Here is a 23,584-nt window from a genome sequence, read left to right on the forward strand (position 1 = left end):
AATGGAAAATTGAGCCGAAAAGATCAAGTTTCTTAAGTTTTGCGTTGAAAAAAAATATCTGTAACCGAATTACGTTTCTGAGCTTTGTTCTTTTTTGTGTTTGGTAAGGTTTAGGCTTTGTGGAAGTTCAACAGTAACTTGTTTGGACGCTGATTACGTTTCTCGGCTAAGTCTATTTTGTGTCTGTAATCGATGTGTAAAACCTAGCGGTAACAGCCGTTTGCAACAATGGCTGGTTTTATTTTTCTTAGGCGGAAAATACTAAGTTCAAATTTTAATTATATTTACATCTAATAATTTTAAAAGTCGCCACTGTCGCAAGCGGCGGAACGTTATAAGCAACCCAGAAACAATGCAATTAATAATAACATTATTTTTTACGATTTTTATCTCGGATGTTCAATCAGACGAAAAAATCTATTTTGGAAGAGCTCATAATTATAGCACTGTTTATAGTTATGGAGTGACCGAAATCTATATTTCGTCAGATTCAACAATGACAAGATTCGATTATAAGTTACCGAATAAAAGAGAATGGAAAAAATATAAAAAATATAAGTCAGAAAAAAAAATTAATATAATTTCCAAAAAAGGAAAATATTATTCATTAATTGATCCTATAAGTCGAGTAGAAAATGAAATGCATTGTTTAAAAATAACCGAAAATAAAGTAATATATTATTATAAAGCCGAAGATGGAAGTTTATTAAAAGGTTACACTTTTAACAGACAGAAATAGGCAGCTTATAACAGCAGTTTGCAACAATTGCTGGGCTTGGGTTTCTCACCGAATTTTCTCTGAAAATTCAAAAAGTAGTTTTATATTTGGAATCAACAGTAATAAATCGTCGCAACTGTAGCAATCTGCGGCACGTTAGCAAACATTTTAGAGAAACAATCATAATATGGGAATACTTGACAAAATTTTCGGCAATAAAAAGAAATCAACTAAAAATAAAAATCCTGACAACATTAAATTAATTGCCTTACTTGAAAAATATAACAAAAATCAAAGCCCCGAAAACTATAAAAAAGCATTTGACGAAATTGTTAATGGAAATTCATTTTTGATATTAAGCTCAGTAAATAATGAAGAAACAAATGATGATTGGAAAACTTTAGAAAAAGAATCTACTTTAGATTTGACTTGTGTTTTTAATCAAGATGGACTAATGGTGTTAGGAGCTTTCACAACACCTGAAAAGTTAGTTGAATGGACTAAGCAAGCCACTCAATATACTGCAATGAAATCAAAAGATGTAATTGACTTTTGTCAAACAAATAGGATTGATAGAATCGTAATTGACTCTGACTTGCCAACTATGTTTGTTCTTGAAAGAAATCGCGAAAATGTAAAAACAGAAACCGTTCAAAAAAGTACACAAGTTACAGTAGGTACTCCAATTAATCCAATCTCTGGAGAATTACTAAAAAAATTTCGATTTAATTTCTCAAAAGTCAGTGTGATTGAAGAGGTTTATCATTACGTAATGGTACGAAATAATGAAAGTATATTAATGCTTGGTTTTGTACTTGATACATATACTGATAATTCACGAGCAGCATCTATAAACTCAGTTCAAAATTCAATGGATGGTGAAAAGTTAGATTTGCCTCTCGAAATGTTTATGTTAGATGACCAAGAATGGTATGAAACAGTAAAAGGAATAGAAGATTCTCTTATCTATAAAAGATAAAAACGTTTGCTAACAGCAGTTTGTAACTACTGCGCGCTTGGGCTTCTACCCGATTTCTTAGAGGAAATCAAAAAGTTGTTTTATATTTGGAATCAACAGTAATAAATCATCGCAGCAGTTACAAGCTGCGGAACGTTAGTGGCAATGTTCAACCTGCAAACATCAACATATCTGCAATAAATGACAAACAAAGAATTAGAAGATATTAAACGGACAAAAAAATGGCCAACAAAATTCTCTGATTTTTATAGTCGTTTTTTCTTCATCCTATTTCCTTTAGCAATTTTAGCAATTGGTTACATAATGCTGAATTCAAGTTTTAAGAATAGTATTGAGGAGTTAAGAATTCCGGCTTTTGTCGTTACAACAATCGGAATTTTTCTAACGCTTTTTACTGGAAAAAGATTATGGCAAAACCAAACTTTTGAATCATTTGAAGTTGAAGACTTAACATTTGAAAAACTTGACAAAGCAATTAAAAAAGCGAATTTTGAAACAACTAATTTCTACAAATCAGGTTACTTTATTGCAAAAACTAAAACTTCTTGGTTTTCTTGGGGCGAAGAAATTACTATAATTCAAGATGGAAATAGAATTTTAGTTAACAGTAGGCCAACTGTAAGTGCTTTTTCATTTCAGCCAATAACGATTTTGAAAGACAGAAGAAATATAAAGAAAATTATCATGGAATTAAACACTGCCACTAACAGCGGTTATCAGCTATAGCTGGTTTTTCTTGAGTTGCACCTTTTTTTTCACGTAAAAACTCTATCTTAGCAGACAGTACACAGTTCGTTGGCTTCGCTACAGACTGATAGCCGCGAAACGTTACAAGCAACCGTTAATCCCACTATAATTTAGAAATTTACAATGAAAATGACATATACAATTATTGGACTTATTGTAATAAGCTGTATTGCTTTCTTCTTTACAAGTTGTAGAAATAAATCAACAGAGAGAAATGAAGTAGCAATAACTCAAGATACTCTAAAAACGAAAATCCATAAAACACAGGAAAACACTTTTGAAGACTTACGAAGTATGGCTTTTAAAGTAACACCTGAACAGCTTGGACTTTCGTTGTCGAAAGACAAAACAATTGTTTATGGTGTAGTTATGGACTGGGAAATGGGCGGAGCAACAGCAAGTACAGTCGCTTATCAAACTGGTGACGCAAGTTTGTATTTAAGTTCTGGCGGCGGTGTCATTGGTGGCGGGCAGCATGAAAATGTAAATGTTGCGGCAAAACATTTTGTGAATTTTGCACAGACATTTCTCGACAAATCTATTAAATCAGAAACAACAGCTTTACCAGAAAAAAATCAAGTCATATTTTATCTTTTAACAAACAAAGGTATCTATGCTGGAAAAGAAGAAATGAAAAACTTTGAAAATAATTCTTTTGCCTGGGTAAAACTATTTGAAGAAGGAAACAAGGTATTGACAGAGTTGCGGAAAGTAAGCGGAGAATAAAAACGGCAGCTTGTAACAGCCGTTATCCGCTATAGCTGGTTTTTCTTGAGTTGTGCTTCTTTCTTCACGAAAATATTTTATCTTAGCAGACAGTACGCAGTTCGCTGGATTCGCTACAGTCGGTTAGCGGCGAAACGTTATGCACTATTTCAGAATTAATATGCTAAAAGAGAAAATACTTTATGTTGATGAAATTGTTCTGAAAAGAATCGAATCAAATTTCGAATTGATTGAGAAAAGTGGTTGGTATAAACTTTATCAAAACAAAGTGGATAAATCATTTTGGCGGCTTGATGAACCGGAAAAATATGACTTGCAAATGTTTGTTAAACTTGAATCGGTGGAAAATTGGACGGATTATAATGACCAAGATTTAAGAATTGAGCTTTTGAAAGAACATAGAGGTTTATCAAGTGAAAAATGTAAATGGAAAGATTGCAGCAAAAAGGCTTTAAATAATCTTGTGTTTTGTGAATTTCACGCATATAAAGAAATGGGAATTAGACGGTGATAATGGAATAAAAACAGTGCATAACAGCAGTTTGTAACAATTGCGAGGCTTGGGATTATCCCGAATTTTCTTCGAAAATTCAAAAAGTAATTTTAACTTTGGTATCATCAGTAATTAATCATCGCAACTGTTACAAGCTGCGGAACGTTAGCAATAATTTTTAAAGTCCGCTAAACCAAAGTTAAATAGATTAAAAATGAAACCTAAGTTTCCTATCATATCAATTTATAACAATGCTGTTGATTTAATTCCCAATCAAACTTATTTGAGTAAAGCAAAAGTTTTAGGCGTTTTAAAAGGCAATTCGAATTCTATTGCTTTTGATAGCGCAGGAAATAAATGGAGTTTTAAATTAACTTCTGATAAAATCAGTGATAATTTTATCACGCGATTTCTGGCAAATACATTTTATAATCCAACTGTAGATGTAATTCCGGAATGGAAAATGATAGGTGAATTTGAAATTGATGAAATTAAAAGTGTATTAATAAAAAGTATTGAAAAAGACGAAGATGTTTTAACTCAGTTTATTGATTCAGAGGATATAAAAAATCACGTAAATAAAGCTCATTCATTTGAAACTATTTATAACATTCTAAATAGGTATGTTTTTGAATATAATGAAGAAGAAATCTGAGTTGGAATGGATAAAAAACTATTGCTAACAGCAGTTTGTAACTACTGCGTGGCTTGGTTTGTGTACCGAATTTTCTCTGAAAATTCAAAAAGGAATTTTATATTTGTAATCATCAGTAATAAATCGTCGCAGCAGTTACAATCTGCGGCACGTTATAAGCTAGCTTCCCAAAAATGCGCAGAAAAAACAAATCATGAAATACCTACTATTATTTTTTACGTGCACAACTTTTGCTCAAGTTCAAAAGTTTATCCCTATAGATAATGAAACTTTGGAATTTATTAGTGAAGTAAATTATACACTTTATGCAAATAAAAAACCAATTTTCTCGAATTTAACTAGTAAGGACAGTATTACCCGTTTACCTAAAGATATTACATTTGATTCAATATGCTTTAACAAATTAAACTATAAAACGATAGGTTATAAAAAAGAGAATCTGACCGAAATAATTTTACTTACCAAAACAGCTTATGATTTAGACGAAGTAATTATTCCAAATTCAAAACCTAAAGAAATTGTAATTGGTGAAGAGTGTCGATTTGTAAAAAGAAAATCATCAATACTAACCGCCAATCCTGATTACGGGCTTATATTTCGTGAAAATGATTTGAAAAACAAGGTGATTAAAAGGCTGACTTTTTTCGTTGAAAAGGTGAAATATAAGACTACTTATAAAATAAAATTTTATGCTGCTCATGAAACTGGGAATTTTATGACTCTGCAATATTTAGAGTTAAATGAACTACTATTTGAAAGCCCAATTTTTACCATTGAGAAAGGAACCAAAAATAAAGTTGAAATCAATTTAGAAGATTACGATATCAATATAACCGATAAGAATATTTTCGCCTGTTTGGAATTACAGTCATATTATGATGACAACAATACTGCCATCCAACCGGAAACTAAAGACGGGACCAGATTAAAATTTCAACTATCAAACCTAGCTAACTATTACTCCAAAACATATGATATAAACACAAAAAAAACAAGTGATTATGTCATAAATATAAATGCTATGATTAATCGTGATTTTGCATTTATGTTTTTTAAAAAACCTCATAAAAGTGAACTTGTAGCTCCAGCCATAATACTTTATGCTACTAAAACAAATGAGCATCTGAAAGAGAATAAATAGAAATGAAAACGAAACGGCCAAGAGGAATAAAAAGCCAGCTTATAACAGCCGTTATCCGCTATAGCTGGTTTTTTCTTGAGTTGTGCTTCTTTCTTCACGAAAATATTTTATCTTAGCAGACAGTACGCAGTTCGCTGGATTCGCTACAGTCGGATAGCGGCGAAACGTTATAACTCAGTTTTCCCTTATTCTACAACTGAAGTTTTAAGCTAGAAAAAATCCAAAAAAGTTTGCTTGAAAAATGAAATCGAAAATTAAGTAGTAGAAAAAAATATGACAAACTTTTGACGTAGAAAAAGTTAGTGTTGAGAAAATTTAGCGTTTAAAAGTTGTGTAAAAATATTTTACTTAAAAAAAATTCACACCAAAAGTGTGTGAAAAATATTTTTAAAAAAAAAACCACACAGAATTATAAAAAAAAATGAAAAGGAGAAGCCGAAGTTGAAACTGGCAAAGATTGAGTGCTCAAGTTGGTAGGAAAACCGAAGTTATAACAGCAGTTTGTGATAATGGCTGGTTTTAGTTTTTATCAGAAAAGTTCTCGCTAATTGAAATTTTAATTATATTTGGAATGGTAAGTGATTGAAACACGCCACTATCACAAGCCGCAGAACGTTACCGGCAAGCTCACAAAAATATCTTAAAAATGTGCCAATATAACTTTCTAATATTAGAAAATAATGCTCTCGAAAATGTAATTATAGAAGTTGGAAAAGCCTCTAATTTTCGGTTTCAAAATGTATTGACAAAATTTTCAATTCCTAATCTACATTCTTATGTAACTGATCTTAGTGAAGATAATTGCAATTGTGGTTCTGTAATTGGTTGCCGTGAATGGAAAGAAGAAGAGAAATTTAACATAGAAAAAGAAAAAAAGAAACTCGAAAGAAAAAGATACTCCAATAACCGCATCGAGCGATTACTAATTCAGAAACAAGAACAGCTAAATTTGAGAAAAACTCAAACTGAAAACTCTGAATATAAAGAAGCTGACAAATGGATTAAATTTTTCCATGACTTGAAAAAAGAAAAGTTGGAAAATAAAGTTGGTTTAATTTTTCATCATTACTGTAGTCAAGTTTCAGAGGAACTTGTGAAAATAGAGGAAGATAATTTAGACGTAGAAAAATTAACAATAGAAACTTTGAAAAGTATGGTGGAAAACAAATTATACTGGATAAATTATAAAGCCAGCCGGTAACAGCCGTTAACCGCTATTGCTGGATTTTAGTGGTTTCACGTCTGTTTTTCACGTAAAACTATTATCTTAGCAGACAGTACGCAGTTCGCTGGCTTCGCAACAGTCGGTTAGCGGCGAAACGTTACCAGTAATACTTCAGCAACTCACCGGAAAATAGAACCTAAATGGAAGAAAAAAAGTCGAATAAACTCTGGATTGGTTCAACAATCATATTACTAATTTTCATTTATTTTATCCCAAAAGAAATAGCATATCCAAAATATAAATATTTGGTTTGGTTTGTCTTTATTCTAATTTTCGGAGTTGTACCCTATTTTGTTTACAACATAATAAAAAGATCAAATCAAAATTTCAGCTCAATTAAAGTGAAAGGGATTTGTGCTTTATCAATTTTGATTGTCGGTCCAACATATGCAATATTTCAAAACTACCGAGAAAACGAAGCGCTAAGAATTAATGGAAAGGTGACAGAATGCATCGTAGTTGACAGAAAAAAATCGAAAAATGATTGGCTCATAAACTGTAAATATCTCGTAAAAAATTCTGAGTTTATGACTTATTATCACATAGACGAAAAAGGCAATTTTCAAATTGGAGATACACTGAAGTTGATATACAATGAAGAATTCCCAAGAATGTACAAAATAGATTTTTAAACTAAAAGTACTACTGGTAACAGCAGTTTGTGATAATTGCTTGACTTGGGATTATCCCGAGTTTTCTCTGAAAACTCAAAAGGAATTTTATATTTGTAATCATCAGTAATAAATCGTCGCAACTATCACAATCTGCGGCACGTTATAACTCAGTTTTCCCTTATTCTACAACTGAAGTTTTAAGCTAGAAAAAATCCAAAAAAGTTTGCTTGAAAAATGAAATCGAAAATTAAGTAGTAGAAAAAAATATGACAAACTTTTGACGTAGAAAAAGTTAGTGTTGAGAAAATTTAGCGTTTAAAAGTTGTGTGAAAATATTTTACTTAAAAAAAATTCACACCAAAAGTGTGTGAAAAATATTTTTTTAAAAAAAACCACACAGAATTATAAAAAAAAATGAAAAGGAGAAGCCGAAGTTGAAACTGGCAAAGATTGAGTGCTCAAGTTGGTAGGAAAACCGAAGTTATAACAGCAGTTTGTGATAATGGCTGGTTTTAGTTTTTATCAGAAAAGTTCTCCCTAATTGAAATTTTAATTATATTTGGAATGGTAAGTGATTGAAACACGCCACTATCACAAGCCGCAGAACGTTAGTGGCAACCTTCACAGAAATCGCTTAAAAAAGACATTATGCACAGAGTTTTTGAATACATAATGGAAATTATTGGATGGCTTCAAATTGTTGCTTCGCCGCTTTTAATTGGTTTAGGAATTGCAGCATTTATATATTTTCCAAATCCAACCGAAATAAGACTGATTATTGCGATTATTGTTGCTTTATTGGGCTTATTTATCGGAATAGTTTGGGCAAACAGAATATGGAAGACTAAAGGAACGATGTGGTTTGTTTCTCAAGTTAGCGCAACACCAGACTTGGACAATTTGACTGGAAAAGAAACTGGAAAAGAAACTGGAAGTGAAACTGAAAAAAAATAAAGGCAGCCACTAACAGCGGTTTGTGGCAATTGCGAGTTTTCTGCTAAATTCAAGTTTCCTTTTCGCAAAATTTTTATCTTTAACAGAAAATAAGCGGTTACGAAGTTCGCAACTTCCACAAGCCGCGGAACGTTAGTGGTAATGGCTCAACACCGATTTAAAAAGAACGAAATTGCAAAGATTTAACATATTCATAAAATCGAAAAAGTTTAATTGGACAATTAACAGCCTAATATTTCTTTTATTTGTTATAGGATTTATTACATGGCGTATCAATGAGAACTTTCCCGATTCAAAATATTATATGTACATCGATAAATCACTAATGTATATTTTTCTCTTTATGTTTTTCGGCGGTACTTTTTATAAGTTTTCGAAGATTCATAGACCGGAAAAATTGCACGGGAAATTAGAAGGCTTTTTAGAATTCAAATCTAACTCTATAATTATAGATAAAGATGAATATCTATTAGATGAAATCGAAAAAATCGAAATAGTAAATAATGATTATTACGGAAAATCAACCGGAAGTTCGAGAGGTTTCGACTCCAATTTTTCTAATGGTGTTGACAACCGTTTAATTTTGATTTTAAAAAACAAACAGCGAATTCAATGTATGTTTGAGCTTTATTATGAATATGACATGGGCAAAGTTGATGATATATTAATTAACTATTATCTAGCTGGAAAATTAAATTTTGATCAATTATTGAAAATATTTAAAGTTAAAGGCAAAGAGGAAATTGAAGACTTCAAACAATCGATTGAAAACGCCACTACCACTAACAGCAGTTTGTGATTATGGCTGGTTTTGGTTGTGGCAGAAATGTCTCGGCTGACTGAAATTTTAGTTATATTTGGAAACGCAAGTGAGTGAAGAACGCCAAAATCACAAGCTGCGGAACGTTATAAGCCATTTCCAGAACGCATAAGAATCATGACAACCAATTTTAAGATTATCGACAATTACGCATTGAAATTTAACGACAGATTAATTGACGTCCATAACAATTTTGATTTTGTGGGTTTCGATTACCGTGTAGCAGAAAATCAACTGAAATTGTTTTGCCGAAAAAGTTTTGGAGTTTGGGTAAATAAAGAAGAACCAGAACAGATAATTTTAGTTCATAATAATGTAAATAATTTAGTAGTTGAAAATCAAAGTGGAAATCGCGAAGATTCGCTGACCGAAATAACATTTTACCAAAATGATGAACCAAGGAAACCTGAGGAGTTAACATTGAGAGAAAAGCCAAATGAGAACGACGATATTTTCTATATTTTTGAAAGTGGCAAAGTAATTCGAATTGGTTGCGGTGAAATTTTTCTGGAAGTATATTGAAGTTAAGAAACAGCTTATAACAGCAGTTTGTAACTACTGCGTGGCTTGGGCTTAACCCCGATTTCCTAGCGGAAATCAAAAAGTTGTTTTATCTTTGGAATCATCAGTAATAAATCATCGCAGCAGTTACAAGCTGCGGAACGTTACCAGCAAGCTTACTCAATATTGCGAAAAGACATGAATAAGACAAAACTATATAATGTGGAATTTATAAACGAATTTGAAGGCGGAATTATTGAAAAAATAGCTTTAACAAGCGAAGCGGAATGGATTTTTAGTTTTATAAACACTTATAAAGATATTTGCGATGTAGAAATATTAATCGAAGATATTGATAACGCACTTAATGGAAGAAACATAAAAAATACTGATATAAGCACAAATGATGAAATTGTATTTTTAAGTAAAGATGGAATTGAATTTTGGGATGAAGAAGGTAAAAAAATGATAGCCGTTTATCCACTAATGGACTTTAAAGAACGATTACTTATTTGGAGAAACTTTTTAAAAACTCCACCGTTTCATGAAAAAAAAATAAATAAGTTAGAATTGATTTGGCTAACTATAAAAAGTAAATTTTGCTGAAATAAGCATAAAGCCAGCTGGTAACAGCCGTTTCTCGCAATTGCGAATTTTGTGGTAAGTTCACGTTTACGTTTCGCAAGAATTTTTATCTTTAACAGAAAATAATCGGTTCCGAAGTTCGCAACTGACGAGAAGCGGCGGAACGTTATGCTCAATATTTAAACACCTTATGAGAATATCGATAACATTTTTTTTTCTGCTTCTTTGTGGAATATTACATTCCCAAGAAAAGAAAATTTCATGGTCAATAAGAACATGTGAAAGTGGAATGGAAAAAGCGGCCAAAGATTTTAGCCAAGGTTATTACTATTGTGAATCTTTTGGTTTAAAAGCAGAATTCGACACAGAGTTTACAAAGTTCTACGACAATTACATTAAAACCAAATATGGGATTATTTATGGTAATGGAGGTTGTATTGTAGATGATTTCAGAAAATGTTATTCAGAAAAAATGGAAAATCTAATCGTTGAAAAGTTTGGAAAGGATATATTTGAAAGGGCATTGAAAGAAGCGAAAGACCTATATTACGAAAAAAAATACTGAGCATAACAGCAGTTTGTAGCAATTGCTAGGCTTGGGTTATTCCCGAATTTTCTCCGAAAATTCAAAAAGTAATTTTAACTTTGGTATCATCAGTAATTAATCATCGCAACTGTTACAAGCTGCGGAACGTTAGCAGTAATTGCCACAACTTTAAGGTAAAAACAACCACTTATCAATGAAAAAATATCACATTTCGATATTCATTAGTTTAGTATCTATAATCGGTATAATTTATCAGAATTACAGAATTGCCCAAATCTTTAATGAATCAAGAGGTAAAAACAGAGCGCTTTTCGGAATTACAGAACTTACCCGATTGGACGTGAAATTGTATCTCGGATTAGCTTTAATTGTAAGTTTCATATTTGGAATATTGTCAATCAGAAAAAGAGAAGACTTTTACTTTTCAATTTTATCGGTTGTTTTGAGTTTTATTGGAATCAACTTACTGTTTATAAAAGTGTGGACGTGGATGATTTAGCAACTACTGCTAACAGCAGTTTGTAACTACTGCGCGCTTGGGCTTGTCCCGAATTTTCTTCGAAAATTCAAAAAGTAGTTTTATATTTGGAATCAACAGTAATAAATCATCGCAGCAGTTACAAGCTGCGGAACGTTATCGCCAATATTCATGACGAAAGCATTAAAAATAACATTTTTCTTTTTGTTGCCGCTAATTGTTAGTGGTCAATACGCTTTTGAAAAATATCCAGCCGTAAAGTTTAAGGCTTACAACAATTGGAAAATTAATGACACAAAAGATAAAGTAGAATTTTCACAAACCATTTCAAGCTTTTATAAAAATGGAGAATCTTTGACTATTCAATTGACTTCATTCAAAGAGCATTGGTTTGAAAACTCAATAATCAAGGTTTCTAAAAAAGATGTGGAAATCAAACAGTTCAAGGAAAATATGGGATTTAATCCAATCGCCATAGACACAATCAGAGTTGCGGACATTAATGGAGATGGATTGAAAGATTTAAAGATTATTGCTCCATACATGGGAAACGGAACGGCTTCTATGAATGTGAAAGTTATTTATCTTTTTCAACAAGCAAACCAAGGCTTCATAAAAATCTCATTTGATGATAAACAATATGAGAATCGCATTGAAAGAGATTTAAATGGTGATGGAAATTATGAAATTATAACTATGCAATTGTTAAGTTATCAAAATCATAGTTATTGGAATTTTAATCTTTTTAACTTCGTAAGTGGTAAATTAGTAAATGTAAATGAAAAGCATAATTATCCGATTTTAGTTCAGTTTCTTGAAAAGGAAAATTATAAAATTACTGGGAAAATTAGTCGCAAAAAAATGAAAAGTTTTGCGCTAAAGTTGCCGGAAGCTTATGATGTGAAAAAGTAAAATACTGGCGATAACAGCAGTTTGTGATTATGGCTAGTTTTGGGTTTATCAGAAATGTCTCGGCTGACTGAAATTTTAGTTATATTTGGAAACGCAAGTGATTGAGGAACGCCACAATCACAATCTGCGGCACGTTATAACTCAGTTTTCCCTTATTCTACAACTGAAGTTTTAAGCTAGAAAAAATCCAAAAAAGTTTGCTTGAAAAATGAAATCGAAAATTAAGTAGTAGAAAAAAATATGACAAACTTTTGACGTAGAAAAAGTTAGTGTTGAGAAAATTTAGCGTTTAAAAGTTGTGTGAAAATATTTTACTTAAAAAAAATTCACACCAAAAGTGTGTGAAAAATATTTTTTTAAAAAAAACCACACAGAATTATAAAAAAAATGAAAAGGAGAAGCCGAAGTTGAAACTGGCAAAGATTGAGTGCTCAAGTTGGTAGGAAAACCGAAGTTATAACAGCAGTTTGTGATAATGGCTGGTTTTAGTTTTTATCAGAAAAGTTCTCCCTAATTGAAATTTTAATTATATTTGGAATGGTAAGTGATTGAAACACGCCACTATCACAAGCCGCAGAACGTTATAGGCAAGGGCAACCTACTTTACAACTATGAAATTAAAATTCACATATTTACTTTCTATCATAATTGCTTGTGGAATTACTAGCTGTAGAAAAGACGCAGAAAAACAAAATCAGAAAGTAGAATATATAATTTCAAGAGAAGATTCAATTAATGACGCTTGGGTGAAATCAAACAAAGTGCCGTCTCCATTAGTTCCAGAAGACATGAAATGTTATCTTGATATTGTTTTCATTTTTGACCCTAAAAAAGTTTACATCTATCAAACAGAAAGGAACTTCAACCCTGATGGAGAGGAAATAAAATACGAATATCCAAATTACATTGGTTTAAAACCAGAATATCTACTTACTATAGACAATAAAAATTTCGTGACGTTTTTAAAAGACAATAACTCACTTTTCGGTGTATTTACAGAGGGAAACATTAGAGGTTCGTTCTGTATAGCCAGCGAAACTGACACACTGAAAAGCCTGGCTTTCGTGGATTTAGCAAAAGAACTCAAGAAAGCTAAAAGCAAAGCACATTATATTGTTAGGAAGACAACCGAAGAAGAAAATACTGTTCTAAAATACAAGAGAAATAACCAAGAGTTCTTTCCTGAAAAGATTTCTTGGTCTAATAAGTTCCTAAATGGAAATTTAACTCCTTTCACTAAGGAGTATTCCATATTTGAATCAAGAATCGACATTGTCAGAACTGCGAAAGAAACTTATAAAAAGAAAACTAGAAAATTTGAAATGTAAAAAAGCCCAAGCCTATAACAGCGGCTATCAGCTATTGCTGGTTTTTCTTGAGTTTTACTTCTTTCTTCACGTAAAATATTTTATCTTAGCAGACAGTACGCAGTTCGTTGGCGTCGCAACAGACCGATAGCCGCGAAACGTTATACGCAACCATCACACGACCTATGAGAAAAACACAATTTTTCAAAGAAATCTTAATATTAATTTGCATTTTGACAATATCCGCATGTAAATCAAATCTTGACCAACAATTTTCTTTGGAAAATGAAAGGATAAAGGAAGAATTCACAACAGAATCTCAAAAGTTTGTTGAACAAAATAGAGAAAAACTCTCTGAAAAGGAAATGCTCAAATCATTAGATAGTATCACTGAGGAATATATTATTAATAAAAATAAAAAGCTAGCGGTTAAGTTTATAAAATCCGAAAGCGGTGTTAAAAGATTGAATCTCCTGAAGAAGTATTTTACCAAAGAAGAAATAAAAGTTTTATTGAAAAAAGTACCTGAAAAAATAAAAGCAGACACTAATTATGTCGCTTTGAAAAAGTATTGCAGATAAAAATTTAATGGCAGCGTATAACAGCAGTTTGTAACCACTGCGCGCTTGGGCTTGCCCCGAATTTTCTACGAAAATTCAAAAAGGAGTTTTATCTTTGGAATCATCAGTAATAAATCATCGCAGCAGTTACAAGCTGCTGAACGTTATACGCCATTTCCCAATGTTGCTCAAAAGAAAAAGTAATATATTATGACAATAGTTCAAGAGCTTAAGAAACCAAATATCAACAAGAAACCTGACTTCACAACAGGTAGTATTCTGAATAATTGTTTTAAATTTAATTGCATAAAATGTGAATCCGAACTAGAATTAAACCTTGAAAATCAAATTAAAAACTTGTGGCTTGGAAAAACTGAAAATATAAATGTTGAAGAAGAAATTGAAGCAAAAACATTTTACAGAATTGGACAGTTTCGAAAAGCTACTGATGGCGGATTAGCAGTATTTGACAAAATAAAATGTGAAAAATGTAAAGCAGAATATGTAACATATTGTGGCGTCAATGAATTTAGTAATTCAGCATATAATGTTATTGTTCAAGGAATAGCATTGATTGAAGAATAAAACGGCGTATAACAGCAGTTTGTGATTATGGCTGGTTTTGGTCGTATCAGAAATGTCTCGGCTGATTGAAATTTTAGTTATATTTGAAAACGCTAGTGAGTGAAGAACGCCACAATCACAAGCTGCGGAACGTTAGCGGTAATTTGCCACAAAATATCTCAAATTAGAACAAATGAGCAAGTCATCAAAATTTAATAGTCAACGCATTTATAGAATTTGGATGTATACAGTTAGTCATTCAACCTTAATACTTAGAAGTGAAAAACAATATTTTGACGTAGATTATGCGTTCAAATATGATGAACCAGATTTAACTATTGATGTAATTTTTAATGGCGTAGATTTTATATCAATACCTGATAGTTTTAATGAGATAGAAATTAAAAAGGAAGGTGAAAAATTCATTTTCAACAATAATGAAAATTGGTATGTTAAGGCTGCTAATTGTATTGTTGGCCAATATGACGGTGATGATGAAGATAAAATTTGGGAAATGAGTTTAAAATATAACGAGACAATAGAGTTATAGCAAACTACCGCTAACAGCAGTTTGCAACAATTGCAAGGTTTAGGCTTTCACCGAATTTTCTCCGAAAATTCAAAGCCAAGTTTTGTACTTGGAATCATCAGTAATAAATCGTCGCAGCTGTTGCAAGCCGCGGCACGTTATGCACTATTTCAGAATTAATATGCTAAAAGAGAAAATACTTTATGTTGATGAAATTGTTCTGAAAAGAATCGAATCAAATTTCGAATTGATTGAGAAAAGTGGTTGGTATAAACTTTATCAAAACAAAGTGGATAAATCATTTTGGCGGCTTGATGAACCGGAAAAATATGACTTGCAAATGTTTGTTAAACTTGAATCGGTGGAAAATTGGACGGATTATAATGACCAAGATTTAAGAATTGAGCTTTTGAAAGAACATAGAGGTTTATCAAGTGAAAAATGTAAATGGAAAGATTGCAGCAAAAAGGCTTTAAATAATCTTGTGTTTTGTGAATTTCACGCATATAAAGAAATGGGAATTAGACGGTGATAATGGAATAAAAACAGTGCATAACAGCAGTTTGTAACAATTGCGAGGCTTGGGATTATCCCGAATTTTCTTCGAAAATTCAAAAAGTAATTTTAACTTTGGTATCATCAGTAATTAATCATCGCAACTGTTACAAGCTGCGGAACGTTAGCAGCAACCTCATACAACATATCAATTCAATGAGAAAAGAAATTTATTTAATATTATTTGTTGCTTTTTTTAGTTGCCAACCAAAAGAAAAAAGCGAATTGGTTGCTGATGATAAAATATACAGTTTAATTAATTTCGTAGCCGAAACAGAATTAGAATCATCGCAAAATGGTCACGCAGGTTATCTAACCGAAGGTTTCTCCATACTTTTAAATCCTGGCCAAGATGAGTATTTTAGAATGAACGAACTAGATTCAATTTTCAAAAAGGAAGACATAGTTTTCATTCACAAGCAAATTGATAAACGAATGAATTTTAGACTGAAAAGTGATTTATTAAATACACAAAAAATCATACCAATCGATTCTATTCAACATCTAAAGCAAAAAGGTGATTCAAATGATAAATTTTGGGAGCGTTTTGAAAAAAAATATAAAACTCACGGTTTTAGTTCTATTGATATGCCACTATTCTGTGTTGATGGAAAAACTGCAGTAGTCACTTATGGTTTTCATTGTGGTAGCTTGTGTGGTGGTGGTGAAACTGCAATTTTTCAACTATTGAATGGAAAATGGAAAAAAATAATGACTTTATCAAGTTGGGTGAGTTAAAATTAAAGGCAGCTGCTAACAGCAGTTTGTGATTATGGCTGGTTTTGGGTTTATCAGAAATGTCTCGGCTGACTGAAATTTTAGTTATATTTGAAAACGCCAGTGAGTGAAGAACGCCACAATCACAATCTGCGGCACGTTAGCGGCAAGGCTTGCTAAGCAATTCATAGAATTCTAATCCTTTTTTACATGAAAAGAATATTTTTAGCCCTTTTAACTTGTTTTCTTTTAAGCTGTTCTTCTCAGAAAAAAATTACTGAAAACAGTATAAAAACACACACTTTTTTATTGCAAGATAAAGACAAATCAAAATTTGAACTTGTTGAAGCAATAAAAGAGGCTTATAGCGAAGGTAGTTTTATAAATTCTCCAATAGTTGCAATAGACGGAATAGTATTTAAATACGATAAAAGCCAAGATACAATTGTTTTGCCATTAAAGAAGATGGACATAACGAACATTGTATATCTAAATAAACAAAGTAGTCCGGCTATTTATGGAAAGAGAGAAACTAACGGTGCAATTATAATAAATACAATAAATTTAAAATAACGCCCAGCCGCTAACAGCAGTTTGTGATAATTGCGAGGCTTGGGATTATCCCGAGTTTTCTCTGAAAACTCAAAAAGGAATTTTATATTTGTAATCATCAGTAATAAATCATCGCAGCAGTTACAAGCTGCAGAACGTTAGTAGCCATTACAAAACCCAGCATGAAAAGACAACTTATATTTTATCTATTGACTTTTGTTTTTCTTAGTTGTGGTGTAAAAGAAACTGAAAATTTTGAAACTCAAAATGAGAAATTTGAAATTCCGCCACCAGAAAAAAAAATTGATCCAAATAACTTGATTGGATTTGCTTGCTATTATTCCGGAAAAAAATCAAATCCTGTCAAATTGTTTTCTAAACTAATCGTTGATAAAAATTACTCAGAAATCAGAAAGAGACTTGAAGACAAAAAACCTGCCATAAAATACTTAGCTATAATTGTGTGCAAAAAGTTAGAAGAAAAAGGAAAAGTCCAACTCAGTGAAAGAGAACAAAATCTAATTAATATAAATACCAAAAGTTCAGAAAAGATTACAATCTGTTCAGGCTGTACAAATGAAGAAGAATTAAGTATTGAAGAAATGTTTACAGAAAGTAACTTTTTAAAAAAACAAACAGAAAGTTGGATGAATGAAATTCTAAAGTAACGGCTACTAACAGCGGTTTCGCGCTATTGCTGGTTTTTCTTGAATTGAACTTCTTTCTTCACGAAAATATTTTATCTTAGCAGAAAGTACGCAGTTCGCTGGAATCGCAACAGACGCGAAGCCGCGAAACGTTAGTGGCTATTTTAGAACGACACTGCAAAAAGACAACAATTAGAATAATGAAGATAATAATTATGTTGACATTTATACTAGGCCTTTTTGGTTGTAACAACTCAAAATCACAATCAAACAAAATTCCATTAGAAAAAATTGAAGAAATGTTTTCTAATATGAAAGCAAGCGGAGTTAACATCGAGACGAAAATGCTTTGGGGTTATTTCTTTACTTCAAACAAAAAAGACAAATTCGACCAAGTTGCTAACGACCTAAAAAATAAAGGTTTTGATTTTGTTGAAATATTTCAAGCAGAAGACAAAAGTTATTGGTTGCATTTGGAACGCAAAGAAATTCATAACCCAAAAAGTTTGTATGCACTTGACGAAGAACTTTATGTAATAGCAGACAAATATGAAATCACTTATGACGGTTTTGATGTTGGGAATATTGACAAAAACAAAGCAATAGAAAGAGATACGTATGCAGTTCCAGAAGAATTTAAGACACTTGACTATCAAAAAGACGATTTCCCTTGTTTACTAATTGGTAATGTTGCTTTTGACAATTTTCCACATAAAGAAGAATTTTGCTATTTCATAAAAGTAACAACATCATATAAGAAAGACGAAAAAGTTATGTTGCCAACTGACGTCGAACTTGACGAGTTAGACAAGTTTGAGTATTTTATTGAGAACAATTTGACACAAAACGAAATTAAAAACTATTACATTTTTCGGGACACACATAAAGGAATTAGAAACTTTTATATAGTAACTAACGACAAACTTGGTGCGACAGAAGTAATCAATCTCATAAAAAATTCTGAAAAACAAAGAACATTTGACTTTGAAATTTTGACTGACAAAAATTGGAACTTATACAATGAGTTTAGAAAGAAAATGCCAAATGAATAGAAACAGCCACTAACAGCAGTTTGTAACTACTGCGCGCTTGGGCTTGCTCCGAATTTTCTCTGAAAATTCAAAAAGTAATTTTAACTTTGGAATCATCAGTAATAAATCGTCGCAACTGTCACAAGCTGCAAGACGTTGGCAGTAATTATAAAACCCCTGAAAATGAAGAACATTTCACTCCTGATAATAATTATTTTTAATTTCAATGCATTTTGTCAGAACAATTTAAAAATAGAAATTGACAATCCAGAACCTAGAGTTGGAGAAAGTGTTCTGTTTTCCATAAATATTGACTTTTTAAAAGACAACATTCAAGAAAAATTAGGCTCAGAAATAGAATTGACACGTTCTACTTCTGTTCACGGTATGCAATCCGATAATTTTGAAAGAGTAATAGTATTCAACAAAGTTGGATTAAATAAAGTTGGTCCTTTTGAATTTGAATTTAACGGAAAAAAATATATAACAAACCAAATTGAAATTAATGTTCAGCCGAAAATTGTTCTCGAGGAAAATTTAATAGTTAGAATTGCTGAACTTAAAGGTGAAAAATATATTATCATTGAACAATTAGTTAAAAATATCGCAAAAACAGAACGAAATGAATTTGGCGAAATGACTACATATTTAGGAGGTCTAGCTCCTGATAATTTTGAATTTGCAAAGCTAAATGAAGAAATAAAAAGAAGTATCGAATTTGACGACTTTAATTCTTCAAGTGAAACTTTGATGCCTGAAAATTCTAAATATGGAGAAGTTGGATTTTCATATTCAAAAATTAGATATAGAATAAATTTTAGTAATGACTCTGATAATGAATATATACTCACTGAAAAAGACTTCATAAACTTGCCAAAAAATTATAAGCTAAAACCAATAATCATAAAAAAATAACTACTGCCAACAGCGGTTTCGCGCTATTGCTAGTTTTTCTTGAATTGAACTTCTTTCTTCACGGAAATATTTTATCTTAGCAGAAAGTACGCAGTTCGCTGGAATCGCAACAGACGCGAAGCCGCGAAACGTTAGTGGCTATTATTTCGCCGGTTCAATAATCTAACGCAACTTTAAAGAAATTTATAAGTTTGTTATTGTGAAAAATAAAACTGAATTACTCTGAAAGAACGTATTGAAATTGAAAAATAAACTTCCCTAATGGAGAAACCAACTTTCAAAGAGGCATTAAAATTTTGGACCAAACTTGGTTTTATCAGTTTTGGCGGACCTGCCGGACAAGTCGCTATAATGCACGAGTTTTTAGTCGAAAAGAAAAAGTGGATCAGTGACAGCAAATTTTTACACGCATTGAACTATTGCATGGTCTTGCCCGGACCCGAAGCCCAACAATTGGCAACATATATCGGTTGGATGCTTCACGGAACTTTGGGCGGACTTGCAGCAGGAATTTTGTTTGTCCTTCCATCAATGTTTATGCTACTTGGACTAAGTGTTATTTATGTCTCGTTCGGAAACCTGCCGTGGGTATTTGCAATATTTAGCGGACTAAAGCCGGCGGTAATAGCAATAGTTATTCTCGCACTAATTAAAATCGGAAAAAAATCTCTTCTGAGTACGTTTCATTATTTTGTAGCCTTGGCTGCTTTTGTTTGCATTTTCTTTTTTAATGTTCCCTTTCCGCTAATCATAGTTGGTGCAATTATCTTAGCCTCTATTTGCAGACAGTTTTTTCCAATGTTATTTGATGTAAACACCAACAAGACTTCACAAAAAGAAATTGACGAAAAGGAATTTTATATAAACAAGCACACGATTACTCCTAACATCGGTTTTAAGCCAACTCGGTTTTGGAAACAAATAAGCGTAGGTGTTTTGCTTTGGTTTATTCCTTTGGCTGCCTTTTACTTTCTTACAAGTGATTTTGAATTTTGGAAAAAACTTTCCTTGTTTTTTACAAAAGCAGCATTTGTGACATTTGGTGGAGCTTATGCGGTTTTGCCTTACGTTGCCCAAGTAAGCGTCGAAAAATTCAATTGGCTGACCAACCTCCAAATGATAGACGGACTTGCACTAGGCGAAACTACACCCGGACCTTTAATTATGGTGCTTGTGTTTGTTGGATTTATGGCTGGCCATAACCATTTCGGAAACTCTCTTGCAATGGGAAGCCTAGGACTTTTAGCGACAACCTTTTATACATTTTTACCTTGCTTTCTCTTCATACTTGTTGGTGCGCCAATCATTGAACGGACACAGGAAAATAAACGAGTAAAAGAAATTCTTGCTCTTGTAACAGCAGCAGTAGTTGGGGTAATTCTCAACCTGACCATTTATTTAGGCAAAGCAGTAATTTTTCCAAACGCCTTTTCGTTCGCTTCACTTGACTATACTACTTTAGGTTGGACAATAATTTCATTCATTGCAATGCATCGCTTTAAAATCGGAATGATCACTTGGATTGGTGTTAGTGCGATTTTCGGACTTGTATATTATTTAATTGCACCTTGAAAAATGTAAAAGATGAACAGCACTTAACAGTGGTTTCAAGCAATTGTTAGTTTAGTGGTAAATTCAAGGTCAGTTTCCGTAATATTATTTATCTTGGCAGAAAGAACGAAATAACTCAGTCATCAACTGCTACCGGTCGAGAAACGTCTCAAAGCATTTTAAAAGATTACAACATGGACAAATACAAAGAAACTTTTGATACTTGGAACAATATTGCCGAGATATACCAAGAAAAATTCATGGATTTAGATTTGTATAATGACACTTATAACTTCATTTGTAACTCCATCGACAAACCCAAAGCTAAACTATTAGAAATCGGTTGCGGACCTGGGAATATTACCAAATACCTGTTGTCTTGTAGGCCGGACTTTGACATTTTTGGAATTGATGTGGCGCCAACTATGGTAGAACTTGCCCAACAAAACAATCCGACAGCACGTTTTGAGGTTATGGACTGCCGACAAATCAACAAAATTGACACAGCTTTTGACGGAATTATTGGTGGTTTTTGTTTACCGTATTTATCGCAAATGGAAGCAAAAGAACTAATTGCTGACGCTTATGACTTGTTGAACGAAAACGGTTTGCTTTATTTAAGTTTCGTAGAAGGTGAACCTGAAAAATCCGAATTTAAAAAAGGTAGTGGTGGTCGAGTTTATTTTAATTACCATAAATTGGACGAAATTCAAACGCAGCTCAATCATTTCAAATTTGGAGAACTAAAAACATTCAAAGTGAAATATAAAATTTCAGAAAATCAATTTGATATACATACAATTTTGACTGCGAAGAAGAATACCTTATAAAAGTAGTTCGTAGTAATGGCAAGGAATCGGAATACCGGAAATCCAGCAGATTTTCACAAAGTCATTATTAGACATGGAAATTAGTAATAATTCAACCGCTTACACAGACACACGTTAAAAACAACCTGAATAAAGAGCCCATTGGAATAAAAGACACCTCTGAAACAAAAAAACGTATGAAAGAAAAGATTCTAATTATATCATCACTTCTGTTTTTCCTCATCACTTACGGACAAACAAATAAGTTCCAATCCATAATGGAGCAATACCACAAAGAAAAGAATTTTAGTGGAGTAATTCTGGTGGCAACAGAAGGAAAAATTGATTACCTGTCAAGTATAGGCATGGCTAACAGAGAAACAAATATTCCATTAACTCCGCAATCAAAATTTAAAATCGCCTCTATGACAAAGGCTTTCACTGCGGTTTTGGTCATGAAACTTTATGAAGAAGGAAAAATTGAACTCAACCAAACCATAGGATTCTATTTGTCTACTTACAAAGGAGAAGCAAAAGATAAAGTTACCATCCATCATTTACTTACTTATGCATCGGGTATCGAAAATTTAGCCGAACCTATTGGCATGAAATCCTACCAAGAAAAACTTACTTTAGATGAATATATCGATCAATATTGTTCCGGAAAATTAATAAGTTCTCCGGGAGAAAAAAGTACTTACAGCAATACCGAATACATTATTCTGCATAAAATTATTGAAAGTGTTTCGCATAAAAAATATGAAGACTTACTAAACGAAATCATTATTAAACCTTTAAAAATGAATAACACCGGCGTTTTACAATCGGATAAAATAATGAATTCTTTAACCAATAGTTATACTTTTGATACCCAAACAAAATCATTTGTAAAAGAGGAACCGTACTATATTGAAAACTATTTTGGCGCCGGAAACATGTACTCAACCGCTCAAGACATGCTCCTGTTTAACAACGCTTTTTTTGGAAATAAAATCTTATCAGACAATACCACAAACAAAATGCTGGAAATAAATGAAAACTTGGGTTATACCGCATATGGTTTTTGGGGTTCTACAGGTTGGGGAACCTTTAATGAAAAGTTTTATTACAGAACCGGCGGTATATTAGGTTCCTGTTCTAATTGGATTAATACACTCGAAAAAAAGAAAACCATAATCATCTTGAGTAATACAGATGCTACTAATCTGTATGAGATGTCTGCAGAGATTTATCAGATTGATTAAACCAAAAAAAAAACAACAAGAAATTTTTAAAAAAACTTAAACACTAAAAACAAAAATTATGGCACTAATCAATCCACACATAAACTTCAACGGAAATGCCGAAGAAGCATTTACCTTTTACAAATCTGTATTTGGAGGAGAATTTACAAAAATTATTCGCTTTAAAGATTTGGCCAATGATGAATTCAAAATAGAAGAAAAAGAAGCAAATAAAATCATGCACATCGCTCTGCCTATTGGCCGATGCAATATGCTGATGGGTAACGATGTCCCCGAAATTTTGGGAAGAACAAACGAAAATGAAAACAGAAGCAAAATTGCCATCAGTACAGAAAGTAAAGAAGAAGCCGATAAATTATACCATGGCCTTTCCGCCGGTGGACAAATCGAAATGCCAATTGCAGACAGTCCATGGGGAACCTACTTTGGCATGTTTAGAGACAAATATGGAATCGAATGGATGGTAGATTTTGACCCAAACCAAAAAGCACCACTTTAATACAACAAC

General features: G+C 32.2%; 30 protein-coding genes. All 30 read left to right on the forward strand.

Going from position 1 to position 23,584, the window contains the following annotated elements; translation table 11 throughout:
• Positions 1 to 352: 352 nt before the first annotated feature.
• The gene (locus P7V56_RS12785) at positions 353 to 739 is read left to right on the forward strand and encodes a hypothetical protein (RefSeq protein ID WP_171223415.1); all 387 of its coding nucleotides are present in this window, start codon (positions 353 to 355) and stop codon (positions 737 to 739) included.
• A gap of 166 nt (positions 740 to 905) precedes the next feature.
• Positions 906 to 1,697 carry an SseB family protein gene (locus P7V56_RS12790; protein WP_171223416.1) on the forward strand — a complete coding sequence of 264 codons (792 nt, stop codon included), beginning with the start codon at positions 906 to 908 and terminating at the stop codon, positions 1,695 to 1,697.
• A gap of 180 nt (positions 1,698 to 1,877) precedes the next feature.
• Positions 1,878 to 2,423, forward strand: coding sequence for a hypothetical protein (locus P7V56_RS12795; RefSeq protein WP_171223417.1), 546 nt, complete (start codon positions 1,878 to 1,880; stop codon positions 2,421 to 2,423).
• 150 nt (positions 2,424 to 2,573) lie between these two features.
• Positions 2,574 to 3,170 carry a hypothetical protein gene (locus P7V56_RS12800; protein WP_171223418.1) on the forward strand — a complete coding sequence of 199 codons (597 nt, stop codon included), beginning with the start codon at positions 2,574 to 2,576 and terminating at the stop codon, positions 3,168 to 3,170.
• A 160-nt stretch (positions 3,171 to 3,330) separates the two neighbouring features.
• Positions 3,331 to 3,681: a hypothetical protein gene (locus tag P7V56_RS12805; RefSeq protein WP_171222312.1), complete on the forward strand. Its 351-nt coding sequence runs from the start codon at positions 3,331 to 3,333 to the stop codon at positions 3,679 to 3,681.
• A gap of 196 nt (positions 3,682 to 3,877) precedes the next feature.
• On the forward strand, positions 3,878 to 4,318 hold the full coding sequence (locus P7V56_RS12810; RefSeq protein ID WP_171223425.1) for a hypothetical protein: 441 nt from the start codon (positions 3,878 to 3,880) through the stop codon (positions 4,316 to 4,318).
• A 193-nt stretch (positions 4,319 to 4,511) separates the two neighbouring features.
• On the forward strand, positions 4,512 to 5,459 hold the full coding sequence (locus P7V56_RS12815) for a hypothetical protein (protein WP_171223423.1): 948 nt from the start codon (positions 4,512 to 4,514) through the stop codon (positions 5,457 to 5,459).
• 646 nt (positions 5,460 to 6,105) lie between these two features.
• A complete protein-coding gene (locus P7V56_RS12820; protein ID WP_171223422.1) occupies positions 6,106 to 6,660 on the forward strand; it encodes a hypothetical protein in 555 nt (184 codons plus the stop codon).
• Positions 6,661 to 6,824: 164 nt separating this feature from the next.
• Entirely contained in the window at positions 6,825 to 7,316 is a 492-nt protein-coding gene (locus P7V56_RS12825; protein WP_171223421.1) for a hypothetical protein, read from the forward strand.
• Positions 7,317 to 7,946: 630 nt separating this feature from the next.
• Positions 7,947 to 8,252, forward strand: a complete 306-nt coding sequence (locus tag P7V56_RS12830; protein WP_171222323.1) for a hypothetical protein — start codon at positions 7,947 to 7,949, stop codon at positions 8,250 to 8,252.
• Positions 8,253 to 8,556: 304 nt separating this feature from the next.
• Entirely contained in the window at positions 8,557 to 9,051 is a 495-nt protein-coding gene (locus P7V56_RS12835; protein ID WP_171222322.1) for a hypothetical protein, read from the forward strand.
• A gap of 138 nt (positions 9,052 to 9,189) precedes the next feature.
• Positions 9,190 to 9,594 carry a hypothetical protein gene (locus P7V56_RS12840; RefSeq protein WP_171222321.1) on the forward strand — a complete coding sequence of 135 codons (405 nt, stop codon included), beginning with the start codon at positions 9,190 to 9,192 and terminating at the stop codon, positions 9,592 to 9,594.
• Between the two features lie 177 nt (positions 9,595 to 9,771).
• On the forward strand, positions 9,772 to 10,179 hold the full coding sequence (locus P7V56_RS12845) for a hypothetical protein (protein WP_171222320.1): 408 nt from the start codon (positions 9,772 to 9,774) through the stop codon (positions 10,177 to 10,179).
• 268 nt (positions 10,180 to 10,447) lie between these two features.
• Positions 10,448 to 10,723 (forward strand): hypothetical protein, encoded by a 276-nt coding sequence (locus P7V56_RS12850; RefSeq protein ID WP_171222319.1) that lies wholly within the window; start codon positions 10,448 to 10,450, stop codon positions 10,721 to 10,723.
• Positions 10,724 to 10,898: 175 nt separating this feature from the next.
• Complete coding sequence (locus P7V56_RS12855) at positions 10,899 to 11,204, forward strand: hypothetical protein (protein ID WP_171222318.1); 306 nt, start codon at positions 10,899 to 10,901, stop codon at positions 11,202 to 11,204.
• 150 nt (positions 11,205 to 11,354) lie between these two features.
• Positions 11,355 to 12,095, forward strand: coding sequence for a hypothetical protein (locus tag P7V56_RS12860; protein ID WP_171222317.1), 741 nt, complete (start codon positions 11,355 to 11,357; stop codon positions 12,093 to 12,095).
• A gap of 611 nt (positions 12,096 to 12,706) precedes the next feature.
• Positions 12,707 to 13,423, forward strand: coding sequence for a hypothetical protein (locus P7V56_RS12865; protein WP_171222316.1), 717 nt, complete (start codon positions 12,707 to 12,709; stop codon positions 13,421 to 13,423).
• Between the two features lie 164 nt (positions 13,424 to 13,587).
• On the forward strand, positions 13,588 to 13,983 hold the full coding sequence (locus P7V56_RS12870) for a hypothetical protein (protein ID WP_171222315.1): 396 nt from the start codon (positions 13,588 to 13,590) through the stop codon (positions 13,981 to 13,983).
• A 189-nt stretch (positions 13,984 to 14,172) separates the two neighbouring features.
• Positions 14,173 to 14,547, forward strand: coding sequence for a hypothetical protein (locus P7V56_RS12875; protein WP_171222314.1), 375 nt, complete (start codon positions 14,173 to 14,175; stop codon positions 14,545 to 14,547).
• A 172-nt stretch (positions 14,548 to 14,719) separates the two neighbouring features.
• Positions 14,720 to 15,076 (forward strand): hypothetical protein, encoded by a 357-nt coding sequence (locus P7V56_RS12880; protein ID WP_171222313.1) that lies wholly within the window; start codon positions 14,720 to 14,722, stop codon positions 15,074 to 15,076.
• Positions 15,077 to 15,236: 160 nt separating this feature from the next.
• Positions 15,237 to 15,587 (forward strand): hypothetical protein, encoded by a 351-nt coding sequence (locus P7V56_RS12885; RefSeq protein ID WP_171222312.1) that lies wholly within the window; start codon positions 15,237 to 15,239, stop codon positions 15,585 to 15,587.
• Between the two features lie 179 nt (positions 15,588 to 15,766).
• Positions 15,767 to 16,348 carry a hypothetical protein gene (locus P7V56_RS12890; protein WP_171222311.1) on the forward strand — a complete coding sequence of 194 codons (582 nt, stop codon included), beginning with the start codon at positions 15,767 to 15,769 and terminating at the stop codon, positions 16,346 to 16,348.
• A gap of 189 nt (positions 16,349 to 16,537) precedes the next feature.
• Positions 16,538 to 16,900, forward strand: a complete 363-nt coding sequence (locus P7V56_RS12895; RefSeq protein ID WP_171222310.1) for a hypothetical protein — start codon at positions 16,538 to 16,540, stop codon at positions 16,898 to 16,900.
• A gap of 161 nt (positions 16,901 to 17,061) precedes the next feature.
• Positions 17,062 to 17,547 (forward strand): hypothetical protein, encoded by a 486-nt coding sequence (locus P7V56_RS12900; RefSeq protein ID WP_171222309.1) that lies wholly within the window; start codon positions 17,062 to 17,064, stop codon positions 17,545 to 17,547.
• A 179-nt stretch (positions 17,548 to 17,726) separates the two neighbouring features.
• Complete coding sequence (locus tag P7V56_RS12905) at positions 17,727 to 18,578, forward strand: DUF695 domain-containing protein (protein WP_171222308.1); 852 nt, start codon at positions 17,727 to 17,729, stop codon at positions 18,576 to 18,578.
• 162 nt (positions 18,579 to 18,740) lie between these two features.
• Positions 18,741 to 19,472: a hypothetical protein gene (locus P7V56_RS12910; protein ID WP_171222307.1), complete on the forward strand. Its 732-nt coding sequence runs from the start codon at positions 18,741 to 18,743 to the stop codon at positions 19,470 to 19,472.
• Between the two features lie 261 nt (positions 19,473 to 19,733).
• Positions 19,734 to 21,044, forward strand: coding sequence for a chromate efflux transporter (gene chrA, locus P7V56_RS12915; RefSeq protein ID WP_171222306.1), 1,311 nt, complete (start codon positions 19,734 to 19,736; stop codon positions 21,042 to 21,044).
• Between the two features lie 173 nt (positions 21,045 to 21,217).
• Positions 21,218 to 21,853: a class I SAM-dependent methyltransferase gene (locus P7V56_RS12920; protein WP_171222305.1), complete on the forward strand. Its 636-nt coding sequence runs from the start codon at positions 21,218 to 21,220 to the stop codon at positions 21,851 to 21,853.
• Positions 21,854 to 22,029: 176 nt separating this feature from the next.
• Complete coding sequence (locus P7V56_RS12925) at positions 22,030 to 23,076, forward strand: serine hydrolase domain-containing protein (protein WP_171222304.1); 1,047 nt, start codon at positions 22,030 to 22,032, stop codon at positions 23,074 to 23,076.
• Positions 23,077 to 23,134: 58 nt separating this feature from the next.
• Positions 23,135 to 23,575 (forward strand): VOC family protein, encoded by a 441-nt coding sequence (locus P7V56_RS12930; protein ID WP_171222303.1) that lies wholly within the window; start codon positions 23,135 to 23,137, stop codon positions 23,573 to 23,575.
• Positions 23,576 to 23,584 lie beyond the last annotated feature (9 nt).

The sequence above is a fragment of the Flavobacterium sp. IMCC34852 genome (genome assembly GCF_030643905.1).
Lineage (GTDB): Bacteria > Bacteroidota > Bacteroidia > Flavobacteriales > Flavobacteriaceae > Flavobacterium > Flavobacterium rivulicola.